Annotated in this window: 14 protein-coding genes; 4 read left to right on the top strand and 10 right to left on the bottom strand. The window is 72.7% G+C overall.

Annotated features, from left to right (window positions below; genetic code table 11):
- Positions 1–87 precede the first annotated feature (87 nt).
- The 4 genes from ABD901_RS30445 to ABD901_RS30430 form a co-directional block, all read right to left on the bottom strand.
- Positions 88–2490 (bottom strand): VIT domain-containing protein, encoded by a 2403-nt coding sequence (locus tag ABD901_RS30445; protein ID WP_345131777.1) that lies wholly within the window; start codon positions 2488–2490, stop codon positions 88–90.
- Positions 2487–3491, bottom strand: a complete 1005-nt coding sequence (locus tag ABD901_RS30440) for a MerR family transcriptional regulator (RefSeq protein WP_345131775.1) — start codon at positions 3489–3491, stop codon at positions 2487–2489. The genes ABD901_RS30445 and ABD901_RS30440 overlap by 4 nt, the downstream gene beginning before the upstream one ends.
- 731 nt (positions 3492–4222) lie before the next feature.
- Entirely contained in the window at positions 4223–5851 is a 1629-nt protein-coding gene (locus ABD901_RS30435) for a CocE/NonD family hydrolase (RefSeq protein ID WP_345131773.1), read from the bottom strand.
- A gap of 282 nt (positions 5852–6133) precedes the next feature.
- Positions 6134–7237, bottom strand: a complete 1104-nt coding sequence (locus ABD901_RS30430) for a winged helix DNA-binding domain-containing protein (protein ID WP_345131772.1) — start codon at positions 7235–7237, stop codon at positions 6134–6136.
- Positions 7238–7301: 64 nt separating this feature from the next.
- On the opposite strand from ABD901_RS30430, the gene ABD901_RS30425 reads away from it, so the two are divergent.
- Positions 7302–7484, top strand: a complete 183-nt coding sequence (locus ABD901_RS30425; protein ID WP_345131771.1) for a hypothetical protein — start codon at positions 7302–7304, stop codon at positions 7482–7484.
- 7 nt (positions 7485–7491) lie between these two features.
- Here ABD901_RS30425 and ABD901_RS30420 read toward each other — a convergent pair whose 3' ends face one another.
- Positions 7492–7719, bottom strand: coding sequence for a hypothetical protein (locus ABD901_RS30420; protein WP_345131770.1), 228 nt, complete (start codon positions 7717–7719; stop codon positions 7492–7494).
- Between the two features lie 88 nt (positions 7720–7807).
- Between ABD901_RS30420 and ABD901_RS30415 the strand changes: the two genes are divergently transcribed.
- Positions 7808–8650 (top strand): MHYT domain-containing protein, encoded by an 843-nt coding sequence (locus ABD901_RS30415; protein ID WP_345131769.1) that lies wholly within the window; start codon positions 7808–7810, stop codon positions 8648–8650.
- 54 nt (positions 8651–8704) lie between these two features.
- Here ABD901_RS30415 and ABD901_RS30410 read toward each other — a convergent pair whose 3' ends face one another.
- Positions 8705–9748: a LolA family protein gene (locus ABD901_RS30410; RefSeq protein WP_380139025.1), complete on the bottom strand. Its 1044-nt coding sequence runs from the start codon at positions 9746–9748 to the stop codon at positions 8705–8707.
- Positions 9749–9924: 176 nt separating this feature from the next.
- Here ABD901_RS30410 and ABD901_RS30405 point away from each other — a divergent pair, with 176 nt between their 5' ends.
- Together ABD901_RS30405 and ABD901_RS30400 are read left to right on the top strand one after the other, a co-directional pair.
- Entirely contained in the window at positions 9925–10581 is a 657-nt protein-coding gene (locus ABD901_RS30405) for a response regulator transcription factor (protein WP_345131765.1), read from the top strand.
- A complete protein-coding gene (locus ABD901_RS30400; protein WP_345131763.1) occupies positions 10578–11924 on the top strand; it encodes an ATP-binding protein in 1347 nt (448 codons plus the stop codon). The genes ABD901_RS30405 and ABD901_RS30400 overlap by 4 nt, the downstream gene beginning before the upstream one ends.
- A 308-nt stretch (positions 11925–12232) precedes the next feature.
- Here ABD901_RS30400 and ABD901_RS30395 read toward each other — a convergent pair whose 3' ends face one another.
- Genes ABD901_RS30395 through ABD901_RS30380 form a run of 4 tightly spaced genes read right to left on the bottom strand, consistent with a single transcriptional unit; the run spans position 12233 to position 14591 of the window.
- Positions 12233–12799 (bottom strand): cysteine hydrolase family protein, encoded by a 567-nt coding sequence (locus tag ABD901_RS30395; RefSeq protein WP_345131761.1) that lies wholly within the window; start codon positions 12797–12799, stop codon positions 12233–12235.
- Positions 12800–12849: 50 nt separating this feature from the next.
- Positions 12850–12993 carry a hypothetical protein gene (locus ABD901_RS30390; protein ID WP_345131759.1) on the bottom strand — a complete coding sequence of 48 codons (144 nt, stop codon included), beginning with the start codon at positions 12991–12993 and terminating at the stop codon, positions 12850–12852.
- A gap of 51 nt (positions 12994–13044) precedes the next feature.
- Entirely contained in the window at positions 13045–14298 is a 1254-nt protein-coding gene (locus tag ABD901_RS30385; protein ID WP_345131757.1) for a DUF6745 domain-containing protein, read from the bottom strand.
- Positions 14298–14591: a hypothetical protein gene (locus ABD901_RS30380; RefSeq protein ID WP_345131959.1), complete on the bottom strand. Its 294-nt coding sequence runs from the start codon at positions 14589–14591 to the stop codon at positions 14298–14300. The genes ABD901_RS30385 and ABD901_RS30380 overlap by 1 nt, the downstream gene beginning before the upstream one ends.
- Positions 14592–14700 lie beyond the last annotated feature (109 nt).

Here is a 14700-nt window from a genome sequence, read left to right as displayed (position 1 = left end):
CGATGCATCCGAAAAGTCCGGCGAAGGCCGCCGAATGCCGTCGGCCGCCGCCGCGAGGTGCGGCGACGGCCTGCGGAAATGAGCCGGTCAGCGCTTCCAGAAGGCGCCGCGCGACGGCTTCGCGCTGGTGCCGGCGGCGCGGTCGAGGGTCTCCAGGACGTACCGCCAAAGATCGGCGAACGGCCGGGCGGAGATCGCCTGCGGGGTCAGCGCCTCGGCCAGCTCGCGCAGAGCGGGCACGCCCAGCGCGGCCAGGCGCGAGCCGAGGTCCTCGAGCAACTCGCGCCGCTCGTACTCGGGCCGGGACTCCGCGGCGCGCAGCCGGGCCGCCTCCTGCGCCGCGAGCTCCTGCACGTCGACGCCCTGCTGCGCCGGCGCCGCCTCGACGGCCGGCGACGGCCGGGAGGCGAACATGCGCGACGAGCCGCGCCCCGCGCGCTTGCGCTGGAGGCCGCCGAGCACGCCCGGGGCAGACGCGGGTGCGGGCACCGGCGGTGCCATCGGCGGCATCGCCATCGGCGGCGCGGCGAACGGGCCGGGCACCGGGTACCCGCCGGCCGCCGTCGACATCCCGGCCGGCATCGAGGCCGAGACCGGGCGCATGGCCGGCGGCGGCGCGGCCTTGGGAAGCTCCCAGCCCTGCGGCGTCTCGACCGGCTGGGTCACCCTCCGCGGCTCGTCGCCGTCCGTCACGACCCGGCTGTCGACCGCGACGAACGCCGTGAAGCGGCACAGCACCCCGAAGCGCAGCGACGTGCCGGTGATGCGCTTCTCGAGCGGGGCGGTGTCGGTGGTGCCCGCGACGTACTGGTCCTCGAGGTCGCGCAGCAGCGCCCGCGCCCACACGGCGCTCAGGGCCGTGGAGTCGTGGCGCTCCGCGGGCACCGTCGCCGACCACGGGCGGCCGTCGCGGGTGGTGCCGGCGACGGTGAGGGCGCCGGCGACCGGGCCGCGGTACCGCCCGGCGACCACGAACGGCACGCCCGGGAACACGTCGGGCAGGCGGGCCGGGGTGCGGGTGCCGTCGAGCAGTTCGAGGCCCTCGGCGGCGACGGTCACGCCGCTGACGACGGGCGCGCCGATGCGCCGGTGGATGTGGTCCATCGCCTCGTCGAGCCGGTCCTCGCTCTCCACCAGCTCGCACCGCCCGCCGCCGGCGATCGCGAGGCGGCCGAGGAAGCCGGCGTTGACGGCCCGGTCGATACCGACGGTGTGCACACGCACGTCCCGCAGCGCCGTCGACACGGTGCGCAGGATCTGGTCCTCGTTGCCGACCTGCCCGTCGGTGACGAGCACGAGCACGCGGTCGCGACCGGCGTCCTCGCCGAGCACGCGCAGCCCTTGCAGCAGCGGCTCGAGCAGCTCGGTGCCGCCGCGCGCGTCCACCCGCGCGAGATGTTCCACCGCGCGATAGCGGTTCCGGTCGGTACCGCTGGACAGGCCCGCCCCCAGCGACTCCGGCGTCTCGACGCGGTCGTCGAACGACAGCACGGCGAAGCGGTCCTGCGCATCGAGCGTGTCGACGATCCTGGCCGCGGCGCGTCGCGCGGCGACCATCTTCCAGCCGCCCATGCTGCCGGAGCGGTCCAGCAGCAGTACCACATCCTTGGCCCGCGGCGGCGCGTCGGCGGCCGGCGGGAGGACCGTCAGCCGGTAGGTGCCCTCGTCGCCCTCGGCATCGGGCGCGAGCGCGAGGCTCTGGGTGCCCGCACCGTAGGCCAGCCGCAGCACGAAGTCGCGGTTGGCGCGGTCTCCGGGGAGTACCGACAGATGGTTTTCGCTCTTGGAAACGGCGTGGAGGCTCGAGCGCACGTCGCCGAGCGGCAGCCCGGCCGCGTCGATGTCGACGTCGATCGACAGGCGCAGCGGGTTGGGGAAGCCCGGCAGCAGCACCGGCGGGCTGATCCGCGAGGCGTCCGGGACGGCGTCGGTGTCCAGCGCGAACCCGTCGCCGACACTGCCCCCGTCCAGGACGGATCCCGGGATGTACCGCGGAGCCACGACCAGCGGGAAGCGGTACGTCGCCTCGCCGTCCTCGAATGCGAGCGGCCCCACCAGCGACAACTGCACGCTGACGCGCTCGCCGGGCAGGATGTTGCCGACCCGCATGGTGAACACGTCGGGCCGCTCCTCCTCGGCGATCGAGGCACGCTGCCCGGCGGCGATGGCGTTGTCGTACGCCTCGCGGGCCGCGCCGCGCTCCTGCAGCTCGGCCTCCACGACCCGCTCGTCGGCCGTCATCGCCATGCGCACCACGGCGGCGCGGTCCGGCAGCGGGAAGATGTATGTGGCTTCGAGGGGCTCGCGGTGTACGTTGACGAACTCCTGCGTGAGGTCGGTGCGGGCGACCAGCCCCGTGATCGAGGCCCGCACCTCGAGCCGGTCGAGCGGCAGGTTCCCCCGCTCGGTGCGCAACGCCCCGAGCCCGGCCTCGTCGGTCGGCACGGCAACCCGCCGCGCCTCGTCCTCGGTCATCGTCGCGAGTCTCATACGGCGCTCCCTCTCCTCTTCGTCGCCCCGGCGTTCCTGGTGGTGGAGTCCTCGATCTCGTCCTGCATCCGCGCCTTGCCGTTCGCGTTCGCCGCCCGCCCCTGCGGTTCGATCCCTGCTCCTTCGACAAGCCCTCGAGCGGCGAGCAGTTGCATGAGCTCGCGCGCCGTCTCCTGAATCGCGGCGATGTCGTCTTCGGTCGGCGTTTCGGGCAGCAGCAGTACCGCTCCCCCTCCCAGCGGCACCCCGGTTATCAGCCCGTCGCGTCCGTTGGGAACCGCGCGTCTCCGTTCGTCGGCCAGTGGTTCTCGGCCCGGTCGGTCGCTTTCCTGGCCTTCCTGGCCTGCGCGGCTTCCCTGGCCTGCTTGGTCTGTGCGGCTTCCCTGGCCTGCCTGGTCTGTGCGGTTGTCCTGGCCTGCCTGGTCTGTGCGACTCGCCCGGCCTCCCCGGCCTCCCCGGCCTCCCCGGCCTGCCCGGCCTGCGCGGCTTTCCTGGCGCGGTTGGTCGGCGCGGCCTTCCTGGTCTGTCTGGTCTGTGGGGTCCGTGGGGCTTTCCTGGTTTGCCGCCGGCATGAACTCGCTCGGCGGCATGGCCCAGAAGCGCCGCGGCGGCGGATTCTCCGGATCGGGCACGAGCGCCGCCAGCCGCTGCTCTGCGGTCGGAGGCGACCGGAACGCCACTCCTGCCGGCAGTCTCGCAATGCCCAGCAACACGTCATCGGGCGCATTGGCCAGCTCGACCTGAATGTCGGCGATCCTGACCCCTTGCGCCTGCCGCCGCTTGATCGCCACCAGCTGGAGATAATGGCGGGGCCCGTACATCCGGTTCCGCCCGCGCAGAATGGGCCGATCAAGGAGCCCGATGCTCGTGTACCACCGAACCGCCCGCGCATCGGGCAGATCCTGCACCCGCCCGTTGGGCGCGCCCTCGTACCCGGTGCCGTCGAGCACGGCAGCAACCATGCCAATCAGCTCCTCGAGCGTCCATTCCGTAGCGGCCATACTTCCGATACTGACACTGTCATCATGACAGTGTCAACGTCCCGAAGCTGACAGTGTCACGTTGACAGTGTCACGCCCTCGCTTCAGCGCGGCACGTCACCCGCACCAGGCATGATCCAGTCTCTCAACAGTGACTTTCACCAGCAGATATCTCGGACGAAGCGCGAACAGATCCCGGCGACTGCCTCACGGCCGAACGGGTCCGCCGGCACATCGGGGACCGATGTCGCTGTATAACGCGGTTATCTGACACTGTCATCATGACAGTGTCCAAGCCGCCGGGGCACTCTCCTAATAACATCGTTATTCAGCTGGGCCCGCCAGCCGACCGGTCGCGCGTCATGCCGCTTCGAGCGGCGCAGAGTTCGGCTGACACTGTCACGGTTGCCGCAGCCGACACTGTCACCGTCCGCAGCTGAATAGCGTCACGACACCCACAAGCTGACGCTGTCACTATCGGCGCGGTCGACAGGCTCACAGCGTCACGATCGGCGCAGCTGACACTGTCACCATCGGCGCGGCCGACAGTCCAACACTGTCACCATCGCCGCGGTTGACACTGCCCACGACCGGCGCGGTCGACAGGCGACAGCGTCACCATCGCCGCGGCTGACACCGTCACGATCGCCGCAGCTGGAAAGCGACAAGACTCCCGACAGGCTGACACTGTCACCATTGCGGCGGCTGACACTGTCACCATCGGCGCGGCTGGCGCTGTCAGAGTGACAGTGTCAGTTGGCCAAGGGGAGCGTGATTGATGACGGGGCGAGGATCTCCTGGCGTACCGAGCGTAGTTCCAGCTCGTGGCCCAGCGGGGCGCCCGTGCCGGGGTTGCGGGAGAAGCGTGGGTGCGCGCCGCCGCTGATCTGGACGCGGATGCGGCGGCCGGTGGGGAAGCGGTGGGCGGTGGGCCAGAGCTCGACGCGTACCGGGTGGGCTGGGTCGTGGGTCTCCGCCGCGCGGGCCAAGCCGTCGCAGATGTTCCAGGAGCGGCCCTGCTCGTCGACCTCGCAGAGGCGGACGAAGACGTCGAAGTGCGGTGTCGGTACGCCGTCGCGGGACGGGGTCGTCGCGCGGACCCAGATGTCGGCGTGTACCGGGCCGACGACGTCGAGTGGCTCGGGTAGTGGCGCGGACGTGAACGTCAGGACGTCGGGGCGCGCCTCCAGGGGGCGGTTGTCGCGGCGGCCGGCGATCTTGCCGACCAGGCGCGGGCCGCCCAGGGCCGGTGTCGGGTCCTTCGGGTTGTAGACGAACGAGTCGAGCACCCGGTCCTCGGCGCCGAGGGTCGGGGTCAGGTGGTTGGACTGCTCGAGGTACCACTGCTGGGGTTTGCTCTTGGGTGGCGGCCAGTCGGACAGCTCGTGCCAGCCGTCCGCGCCGCCGACGTGGACGCGGACCGGGCGCTCGCGGATCGTCTCGGGGCCGCCGGTGTGTGCGCGGAACCATGCGACGGCCTCGGCCGCGGACTGCTGGAACAGGCCGGCGCTGCCATGGTGCCAGGGGCCGATGGTCAGGTGCGGCTGCTGGCCCGCCGCCCGTAACGCCGTGTAGTCGGCCAGTTGCCACGGCAGAAAGATGTCGTACCAGCCGCCTATCATCAGGACCGGGGCGGTGACCTTCGGCAGGCGGTGGGTGTGGCCGCGCTGGGTCCAGTAGGGCGAGCTGGGGTCGGCTTCGGCCAGCCAGCGCTGGTAGAACTCGATCTCCGCGCCGACGGTGATGCGGTCGGCCTCGGCCATCGGGACTCGGGCGAGGCCGCGCTGCAGCCGGGGCTGGCCGCGCAGCAGTTCCACGGCGTTTTCCAGGCGAGGGCCGCGCTGCGCCTCGAGCAGTGCGGACCAGGTCAGGACGGTGTCGAGGGAGAAGGCGCCTCCGGCGTAGGTGGGCGGGCCGAAGTCGGAGGCGGTGACGATCGTGGCCATCGCCTTGAGCTCGTCGCCGGCCTCGGCGGCCAAGGCCCACTGGACGAAACCGACGTAGCTGGGGCCGTAGGTGAGGAGGCGGCCGTCGTACCAGGGCTGGCAGCGCAGCCAGTCGAGGGTGTCGAGGCCGTCCTCGCGCTCCTGCAGGAGCGGCTCGAAGGTGCCGCCGGAGTCGCCGGTGCCGCGGCACGACTGCATGAGCACGTTGAAGCCGCGCTGTGCGACCGCGCGGCAGAGGACGCTGACCGGGGCGCCGCGGCCGTACGGGGTGCGCACCAGGACGGTCGGCAGGTCGGCGTCGAGGGCGGGGGCGTAGTGGTCGGCGCGCAGGATCACGCCGTCGCGCATCCGGACCGGGTTGCCTCGCGTCACCCTGACCCGGCCGGTGACCGCGGGTGGCAATTTGAGCAAGCGACCGACCGGATCTAGCCTCATGCGTCCCGAGCGTAGCCCCCGGCCGCCGAGCGTCGCGGCTCAGGCGATCGGAGCCAATACCAACGCGGCCGAGCCTGGAGCGCACGCGGACGCGGCCAAGAGACGCTCGCGATCCGCGCCGACAGCGCATGCGATCAGCCGAGAACGCACCCGATCCGAGCTGACAACGCACGCGATCAGCCGAGAACGCACCCGATCCGAGCCGACAGCGCGCGCGAAAAGCCGAGAACGCGGGCGATCGGAGGCACGAGCGCACCCGAGCGCGAGCGCGGGCGGTCAGGGTCAGGACAGACCCAGTACCTCCGCGGCAGGCAGGGCGCGGGCGGCGGCCACCGACTGGGCCTCGGTCTCGATCTCGCGGCGGGTCTGCGCCGACAGCGGCAGCCACGGGGTCAGCGTCAGCTCGAGGCGCTTGCGGACCACGCGGGCGCGCCACGTTCCGGCGATCTCGCCGTCCAGCAGCAGGACACCGGGGTTGCCCAAAATGCGCCAGACCTCCTTCGACTGGGCCTTGTCCGGCACCAGTACCGCGCGGTCGCGGGCCTGCAGGAACGGGTCCGACGGCGGGAGCAGGCGTACGCCGCGGATCGCGGGTGCGGACAGCAGGGCGTCCACGTGCTCGTGCGGCAGCCAGGCGCTGCGGCCGTCGACCGAAATCTCGGACAGGTCGTCCGGCCAGGCGGACTTGAGCGCTGTGGCCGTCGTGCCCAGGTACTTGGCGACGTCGCCGGCGGTGGCGGGGCCGAGGATGCGCAGGTAGGTGCGGATGAGTCCCGGTGTACCGGATGGGGAATCGGGGATCGACGGCCGCGGCGTGGCGGGGATCAGGACCGTCTTCGCGGCGTCCTCGTCCAGGGCGACGCCGCCGGCCAGGCCCGCCTGCTGGAAGAGGCCGCCGGAGATGTGGCGGGCGGCGCATGCGGCGCAGTCGTACGTCACCTCGGGTGGCACGCGGTCGCTCACGGCGCGGCTGACCTCGCCCTTCGCCGTCGGGGCGCGCACGACCTCCTGGAACGCGGCGGCCGTCGCGCGGAAGGCCTCGACGCCCAGTCGAGCGGCGGCGGGCGGGAGCTGGCCGGTGGCGAAGCGTGAGGCGGCGTCGGCGTCGTCGAGGGGCCACAGGGCGGCCCCGAGCGCGGGCAGGTCGGACGGGCGGTGCAGGTGCGGTGCGCCGCGGGTCGACCAGGCCAGGGCGAGGTCGCCGGCGAGCGGGTCGGTGCAGCGCGCGGCCAGGGCCTGGCGTGCGGTGCCGGCCGGGACGTTCGGCACGCCGAGGTCGAGGACCGCCAGCGCGTCCGGGCCGCCGTCGAGCCGCTCGCGCAGGCCGTTGGTGATGATTCGGTACGCCAGGACTTGGCCCCGCCCGACCCGCGCCGCGCCGCTCATCCCGGTATTTTCGACCGTCGCGAATCGCTTGCGCGACCCGGCGCGGCGGGAGCACCATCGCGACATGGCCGAAGAGTCGTTCACGGATGCGGAGCTCGCGTTCCTGCGGCACGCCCGGTTCGGCGAGCTGCCGCGGCGCGTCCTGCCCGACGAGCGGGTGGAGCTGGCCGAGACGGAACCGCCTCGGACGTGGCTCGACCTCGGGCCGAGCCCGGAGCAGCAGCGCACGCTGCTCGCCGGGAACTGAGCCGGCGTCAGATCTTGTGGTGAGAGCCGTCCGGGTCGGGCATCTCCGTCATGTCGGGCGGGGTCGTCGCGGACTCAGGGGGCGTGGCGTCCGGCGGCGTCCACTGTGAGAGGCGCTCCTCCTCCAGTGTCTCGTCGATCTCACCGTCGGTGGCGCGGCCCGCCGCGCCGGAGCCGATGGTGGAGTGCCGCGCGACGTACTCGTCGCTTTCGGATTCCAGAGAGTGGTGGTCCATAGAAAAGGTGCCTACCCGGGGCGGTGGCGGGCAAACCCGCACACGGTGTCCGACCGGCGGGTGCGGCGGGCTGGCTGAATCGAACCCTGTGACCGCGGTTGAGCAATTCTCCTATGGCTGGATCACGCCGGCGCTGGCTCTGGCCCTGTCGTTTCTCGGCTGCCTGCTCGGCACGTTCCTGACCAGCCGGTCGCGGGCGTGCACCGGCGGGAGGCGGGCCCGCTGGCTGACGGTGTCGGCGCTGGGCCTCGGCGGGGCCGGCACCTGGGTTGCGCACTTCATGGCGATGCTCGGCGTCGACGTGCCGGGGAACGTCGTGCGGTACGACATCGCGACCATGGCGCTCGGGTTCGGCATCGCCGTCGTCGTCTACTGCCTGGGGCTGTACATCGTGGGCTTCGGGCGGCCGAGGGTGTGGAAGATCCTCCCCGCCGGGGTGCTGACCGGGATCGGGGTGACCGCCGTGTACGCCACGGGGGGCCTCGCGATGCGGGTGGCGGGGACGGTCGCGTACGACGCGCACACGCTGCTCGCCGCGGCCTGCGCGGCGATCGTCGGGTCGACGGTGACGCTGTGGTGCGTGAGCGTGGTGCGCGGCAACGCGGCGATGCTGTTCGCGGCGGTGATCATGGCGGTCGCCGTGTGCGGCACGCACTACGCCGTGATCGCGGCGGTGCGGGTGCAGCCCGCCGTCGCGGCGCCGGCGGCGGGTGTGCCGCTGTTTGCGATGCTCACGCCCGTGTGCGGGCTGGCCTGCGTGCTGCTGTCCGTGCTCGCGTACAGCACCGTCGGCTTCTCCGTGCGCCAGGACACGGCGAACGAGGAGGCGCTGCTGCGGCGGGCCCGTGACATGTACTCCGTCGCGACCCTGGCGCGCGCCGCCGAGCACCGCCGCACGCGGGAACGGGAACAGGAGAAGAGCCGCGCATGAGCAAGGGACCGCGGCCGAGGCCGCGGTCCCTCTTCGATGCTCAGCCGACAGGCGTTACTTCAGCGCGGCGGCCGGGTCGGCGGCCACCTGGGCCAGCTTCTCCGGCGTGACCGAGCCGACGAGCACGCGGCCGTCGTCGGTGAACAGGACGTTCACCAGCTTGCTGTTGAACGTGCGGCCGCCGTTGCCGAGCGGCAGCTGACCGATCGCCTCCTGGGCCTTCTTCGCCTCGTCCGATCCGGCCGGGGCCGCGTCCGAGGTGCGGATGACCAGGACGGAAGCCCAACCGGTACCGACGACGGTCGTCTTGGGCTTTGCAGCGGCGCCGCTGTCGTGCTGCTGCGCCTTGTCCTGCTGCTCCTGGGTGAGCTTCGCCGGGTCCGGCTCGGTGACCTTCGTGCCGGCCGGCGGGTTGAACGAGAACTCGGCGTCGTCGGGCCGTGAGAAGCTCACCGAGGTGAACGCGACCTCGAACGCCGGGTTGGCGGAGCCGCGCGGCAGGACCTGCACCCGCAGCGGCAGTTTCTCCTGCGCGTCGATCGCCAGGCGAACCTCGCCGACCAGGGCCGACGTGTCGCGCGGGCGGAGGACGAGCTCGTATGCGTTACGGCCGGCGATCTTCGCAGAGTTGCCGGTCGTGACCTGCGTCGTCGGGTCGATCGCCTTCAGCGCCAGGTCGGCGGCCTCCTGCGGCGACTTCGGCAGGTCGGTCGGCGACGGGACGACGCCGGGTTGCTTGTCGGTGTCGGGCTGGCCCTTGTAGTGCTGGGCCTCCTTGGCCTGGCTGTCCCAGACCCAGGTGTCGTCACCGTTGTGGATGATGTCGCTCTGGCCCTGCGTGCCGAGCAGCGAGACGCGGGCCTTGTCGGGGCCCGAGTACCACACGCGCAGGGTGTGCTTGCCGGACACCAGCGACGTGAGCTTGGCGCTCTGGTCGCCGGTCAGCAGCGGAATCGCCGGCAGGCCGAGATCGGCGTGCTCGACCACCGTGCCGGACAGCCCGTCGAGACGGGCGGTCTGCAGGTCGACCAGCAGCTGCGCGGCGGTGCGCGGCGGCAGGTCGGGTTCGGCGGCGACGGCGAGGGTCTTCGCTGCCACGCCAGCACCGACCACAGCGACCGCAGCTGCCGCGGGCACCGCCCACCGAAGGACGGGGCGGGACGTGAAGTTGGACATTGGGTACACCTCCTGCCGACCATGTTGCTCGCGGCCGGCTGTGACATCGCTGAGACTGGCTGTGCCGGTGCACAGCCCAGCGTGCCACGCTGTAACGCGTGCGGCTGCTGGTGGTTGAGGATGAGATGCGCATGGCGAACGCTTTGCAGCGCGGGCTGCAGGCCGAGGGGTTCGCCGTGGACGTGGCGGGCGACGGCCCGAACGGCCTGGAGATGGCCAGGCACGGCGGCTACGACGCTGTGATCCTGGACATCATGCTGCCCGGATTGTCCGGGTACCGTGTGGTGCAGACGCTGCGCGCCGAGAAGAACTGGGTGCCGGTGCTCATGCTGTCGGCGAAGGACGGCGAGTACGACCAGGCCGATGGGCTCGACTGCGGCGCCGACGACTATCTGACCAAGCCGTTCTCGTACGTCGTGCTCGTCGCCCGGCTGCGCGCCCTGCTGCGCCGCGGCGCGCCGGAGCGTCCCAGCGTGCTCACGGTCGGCGAGCTGACCCTGGACCCGGCCCGCCGCCGGGTCACCAGCGGCGGCGAGGAGATCGTGCTGACCGCTCGGGAGTATGCGCTGCTGGAGTACCTCATGCGCCGCCCCGGCCAGGTCGTGTCCAAGACCGAGCTGCTCGACCACGTGTGGGACGCCAGCATCGACACCGCGCCCAACGCCGTCGAGGTCTACGTCGGCTACCTGCGCCGCAAGCTGGGCCGCGACCTGCTCGAAACCGTCCGCGGCGCGGGATACCGGCTGCGCACATGAGGTGGTGGGCGTCACTCTCTCTGCGCGGCCGTCTGGTCCTGCTCGGCACGAGCGGCCTGATCGTCGGCCTCGCCATCGCCGGTGTGGCCATGGCGACCGCGATGACGTACAGCTTCCGCGGCGCCCTCGACCGCTCCGCCGACAGCACTGTGACGGAGATCGCATCGCTGCTCGAGGAGGGCAGCCTGCCCGAGACGCTGCCCGCGCCGTCCAACCAGATCGTGCAGATCCTGGACCCGCAGAGTCACGCCGTTCTCGCCGGCGACAAGAGTGCCGATTTATTGGTACCCCTGCTGCGCGGCGACGAGGTCGACCGCGCCCTGCACGGCGCGCGCATCGAGGTCCCCGGCGACCGCGCCGTGCAGCCCGACACGCTGCGGGTCACCGCCCGCCAGGCCCCCGACGGCAAGATCATCCTCGTCGGCGTGCCGCTCGGCGACTACCACCGCAGCCTGGCGCTGCTCAACCAGGCGCTCTGGGTGACGTACCCGGCGCTGGTCGTCGTCCTCGTCGCGATCGCCTGGCGGGTCGTCGGCGCGGCCCTGTCCCCCGTCGACCGCATGCGCCTCGGCGCCGAGCGCATCACCGGTGCCGCGACCGACGAACGCCTGCCCGTCCCACCGTCCAGCGACGAGATCCAGCGCCTGGCGATCACGCTCAACCACATGCTCGACCGCCTGGCCGTCTCCCGCGCCCGCCAGCGCTCCTTCATCGCCGACGCCGCGCACGAGCTGCGCAGCCCGCTGGCCTCCATCCGCATCCAGATCGAGGTCGCCCAGAAGCTCGGCGACTGGGCCGCGGTCTCCGACGACGTCATCGCCGACCTGGACCGCCTGACCCGCCTCGTCGACGACCTGCTTCTGCTGGCCCGCGCCGACGCCTCCGACCAGCGCCGCATCGCCCTGGAGCCGGTCGAGCTGCACACGATGCTGACGTCTCTGGCCAAGCGGTACGACACCGTCACCGTCGAGCCGGGCGAGTCAATGTGGACGGAGGGCGACCCGGACGCCCTGCTGCGCATCGTGCTCAACCTGGTTGACAACGCCGTGCGCCACGCCCGCAACCGCGTGGTCCTGGCGGTCTCCCCCGAGGGCCAGTCCGAGGTCCTGCTCACGGTCACCGACGACGGCGAGGGCATCCCCGCCCCGCTGCGCGAACGCGTCTTCGACCGCTTCGCCCGCCTGGACGACGGCCGCGCCAGCGACGCCGGCGGCAGCGGCCTGGGCCTGGCCATCGTCCGCGAACTGGTACGCCGCCACGGCGGCACCGTCCGCCTGACCGACGGCCGCCCGGGCGTCCGCGCCGAGGTCCGCCTCCCCCGCTTGCCCGACAGCACGATGTAGCCCCGCCCTGCCCTCGCCTCGCCCTCGCAGGCCTGCTGCGGAGTCACGCTATATCCGAAATATCGGGCATCAACCATCCCGCCTACCCGGCGCCGGGCGGTCGGCAACGGCGCCACGCACAGTCCAGCCGCGGGCGCCGCGGACTCGCCCGGCCGCCGGCGCGGCGGGTCCGCCAAGATCGGGAGAGGCGCACGGCTCGGCCGGCAGCGCCGCGCGTAGCCCAGCCGCTGGCGCGGCGCGTGGTCCGACGTCGGGAGCGGCGCGTGGCTCGGCGGCCGGCGACGGCCGCTGGGGTGGAGGGCCGGGGGTTAGGTCGTGGGCTTCGCGGTGAAGGTCACGTCGGCGGTGGTGACCGTGCCGCCGCGGCGGCCGGGGGCGGTCTGCCAGTCCCAGTACATGTTCGTGTGGGTGATGACGTCCGCCGGGGAAGGGGCGCCCCACTGGGTCAGGTCCTCGGTGGTGTGGGCGTCGCCGACCAGCGTGGCGTCGTAGCCGCGGACCATGGCGCCGTGCAGGGTTGAGCGGATGCAGGCGTCGGTCTGGGCGCCGGTGACGATCACGTGGCCCACGCCGCGTTCGGCCAGCAGGGGCTCGAGGTCGGTGTCCTCGAAGGAGTCGAAGTAGCTCTTGTGGACCAGCGGCTCGGAGTCGTGGCGGGCGAGCTCGGGGACGTATTGCCAGTTGTCCGAGTCGCGCGGGAGGTTGTCGTCGTTGTGCTGGACCCAGACGACCGGGATGCCCTCGGCGCGGGCGCGGTCGAGCAGGGTGTTGATGTTGGCGATCACGGTGTCGCGGTTGTGGGTGCCGTTCACGGTGCCGTTCTGGACGTCGATGACGAGCAGGGCGGTGTTCGGGCGGTCGGGCAGGGTCGTCATGGCGCCTCCTGGGCTGGCATCGGGTCACGATGGGCGGACAGTGTGTGCGGTCAGGACTTCCGGATCAGGACGGGCTCGGTGGCGGCGGCCGCGGCATCGAACAGGCCGGTGAGGGCGGTGTAGGTGTCCTGCACCTCGCGCCAGATGCCCCGGATAGACGTTCGCGGCGGTGAGCTCGGCCGGGTCGTGCTCATACCGGGATTCTCCTCCTCCCCACGGCGGGCCGCTTCGCGTCGCCGGCCGGGTCAGGTCTCGACCATGGGCCGGTACTCGGCCTCGGTCAGCCCGAAGGTCCAGGCCACGCCCGCACGCGCCGACGTGGTGTCCGGCGGGACCCGCAGCCAGTAGACGCGGCTGGTGCCGTCTGGCTCGGGGGTGCTGTTGATGACCTCGACCATCGTGAGGGGCTCGTCGTCGGCGAAGTTGAGCCGCCACAGCACACCGCACTCGTCCTGCGACACCTTGCGGGCGCCGGCCTCGCGCAGGTAGCGCTCGTAGCCGAAGTGCTCGAGCATCACGCGCCGCAGCTCGGCGTTGCGCTCCCCGGCGATCTCGCGGTGCGTCAGGTGCGCGAGCCGGTCGACGAGCTCCGACGGGATCGGCATGCCGCGCCAGGCGTGCAGGGCGTAGCCGTCGCTGTAGTGCAGGGCCGGGGCGTCGGCGGCGTGCAGGCGGCCGATGTTGTCCCGGTGCAGGGCGTCGGGGCGGTCGCTGACGATCGCGACGTTGGCATAGGGCCACCACCAGGACGCGGACCGCGCCACCCCGGCCAGGCCGGCGAGCGGCTGGACGGCGTGCAGGGCAGCGTCGGCGGGCTTGCCGGTGCTCGCCCAGACCGCGCCGACCGGGCCGGCGCTGAACATCGGCGCGGCCTCGACCGGCTCCGCCGCCGGGGCGGACGGGCCAGGGCTCGCGGGCGGCGACGCGGCGTCGAAGGCCGCCAGCCAGCCGGCGTCGTGCTGGCCGCCGACCGCGTCGAGCAGCACGGCCCGCGCGTGGACGGGCAGCTCGCCGCGCAGGTGGGTGCGCAGCGGCGTCGCGATCCGGTCGTTGACGAGGCGCCACACGTCGGCGCCGCACGCCGACCACAGCGCCGCCCAGCCGTCGGGGCCGAGCAGCTCGAGGGCGTCGGAGCGGGCCGCGGCCCACGGTGCGGTGCGGACCGCGTTGCGCACCGACGGGCCGGCGCTGCCGACCACCGGCGGGCAGCGCTGCGCGCGCAGCTCGGCAGCGATCGCCTCCTCGTCCGGGTCGGGCGCGGCGCCGGGCAGGTCGCGGCGGCCGGTGAGCAGCGCGGCCGCGCGGGCGCCGGCCAGCGGCGAGGCGAACCACACGACGTGGCGCGGCTCCGGCAGGCCCGCTGAGCGGTAGGCCAGGCGCACCGAGTCGGTCGCGGCGGCACGGTCGGCGGGGGCGGTGGACAGGCCGGCGGCGAGCCACTTCGCGGAGACGGCGCCGAGGGCGGCGGCCCGCGACTCGCCTGCGGTGACGGCGGTCATCAGTCGGCCACGTAGCGGTAGGCGCCCGGCACATATTCGCGCTGACGGACGATGCGGTAGGCGCCGGCGGGGATGGTGATCGTGCCGTGCTCCTCGTGGACGACCCGCGCCCGTGTGACGATCTTCACGAAAAGGCGGTCGACGTCGTCGCGGTCGGCGAGCAGGACGGTGTCCGGCCCGACGATCACGTGGGCGTGGCCGGTGGCCTCGCCGCGGGCCAGGACCATGCGTCCGGCCCGGTCACGCGGCGCCGGGACCGCGGTCGCGGGCACCTCCGACCCGGGCACGGGCACCAACAGAACGTCACCTTGCCGATACACGATCGCACTCCCTTCGACGGGCTTCGACGGGCCTGGCATGAGTGAGCGTTGAAAGAACGCCCCGGTCATCCCGGTTGAGCAG

It is taken from the genome of Dactylosporangium darangshiense (genome assembly GCF_039537565.1).
Taxonomy (GTDB): Bacteria; Actinomycetota; Actinomycetes; order Mycobacteriales; family Micromonosporaceae; genus Dactylosporangium; species Dactylosporangium darangshiense.
This window is presented reverse-complemented; position numbering and strand designations above follow the sequence as displayed.

Excerpts from the sequence above, each read along its gene's own strand:
- ABD901_RS30445 (WP_345131777.1), bottom strand. The coding sequence starts at position 2,490 with ATGAGACTCGCGACGATGACCGAGGACGAGGCGCGGCGGGTTGCCGTG.
- ABD901_RS30440 (WP_345131775.1), bottom strand. The coding sequence starts at position 3,491 with ATGGCCGCTACGGAATGGACGCTCGAGGAGCTGATTGGCATGGTTGCT.
- ABD901_RS30435 (WP_345131773.1), bottom strand. The coding sequence starts at position 5,851 with ATGAGGCTAGATCCGGTCGGTCGCTTGCTCAAATTGCCACCCGCGGTC.
- ABD901_RS30430 (WP_345131772.1), bottom strand. The coding sequence starts at position 7,237 with ATGAGCGGCGCGGCGCGGGTCGGGCGGGGCCAAGTCCTGGCGTACCGA.
- ABD901_RS30425 (WP_345131771.1), top strand. The coding sequence starts at position 7,302 with ATGGCCGAAGAGTCGTTCACGGATGCGGAGCTCGCGTTCCTGCGGCAC.
- ABD901_RS30420 (WP_345131770.1), bottom strand. The coding sequence starts at position 7,719 with ATGGACCACCACTCTCTGGAATCCGAAAGCGACGAGTACGTCGCGCGG.
- ABD901_RS30400 (WP_345131763.1), top strand. The coding sequence starts at position 10,578 with ATGAGGTGGTGGGCGTCACTCTCTCTGCGCGGCCGTCTGGTCCTGCTC.
- ABD901_RS30395 (WP_345131761.1), bottom strand. The coding sequence starts at position 12,799 with ATGACGACCCTGCCCGACCGCCCGAACACCGCCCTGCTCGTCATCGAC.
- ABD901_RS30390 (WP_345131759.1), bottom strand. The coding sequence starts at position 12,993 with ATGAGCACGACCCGGCCGAGCTCACCGCCGCGAACGTCTATCCGGGGC.
- ABD901_RS30385 (WP_345131757.1), bottom strand. The coding sequence starts at position 14,298 with ATGACCGCCGTCACCGCAGGCGAGTCGCGGGCCGCCGCCCTCGGCGCC.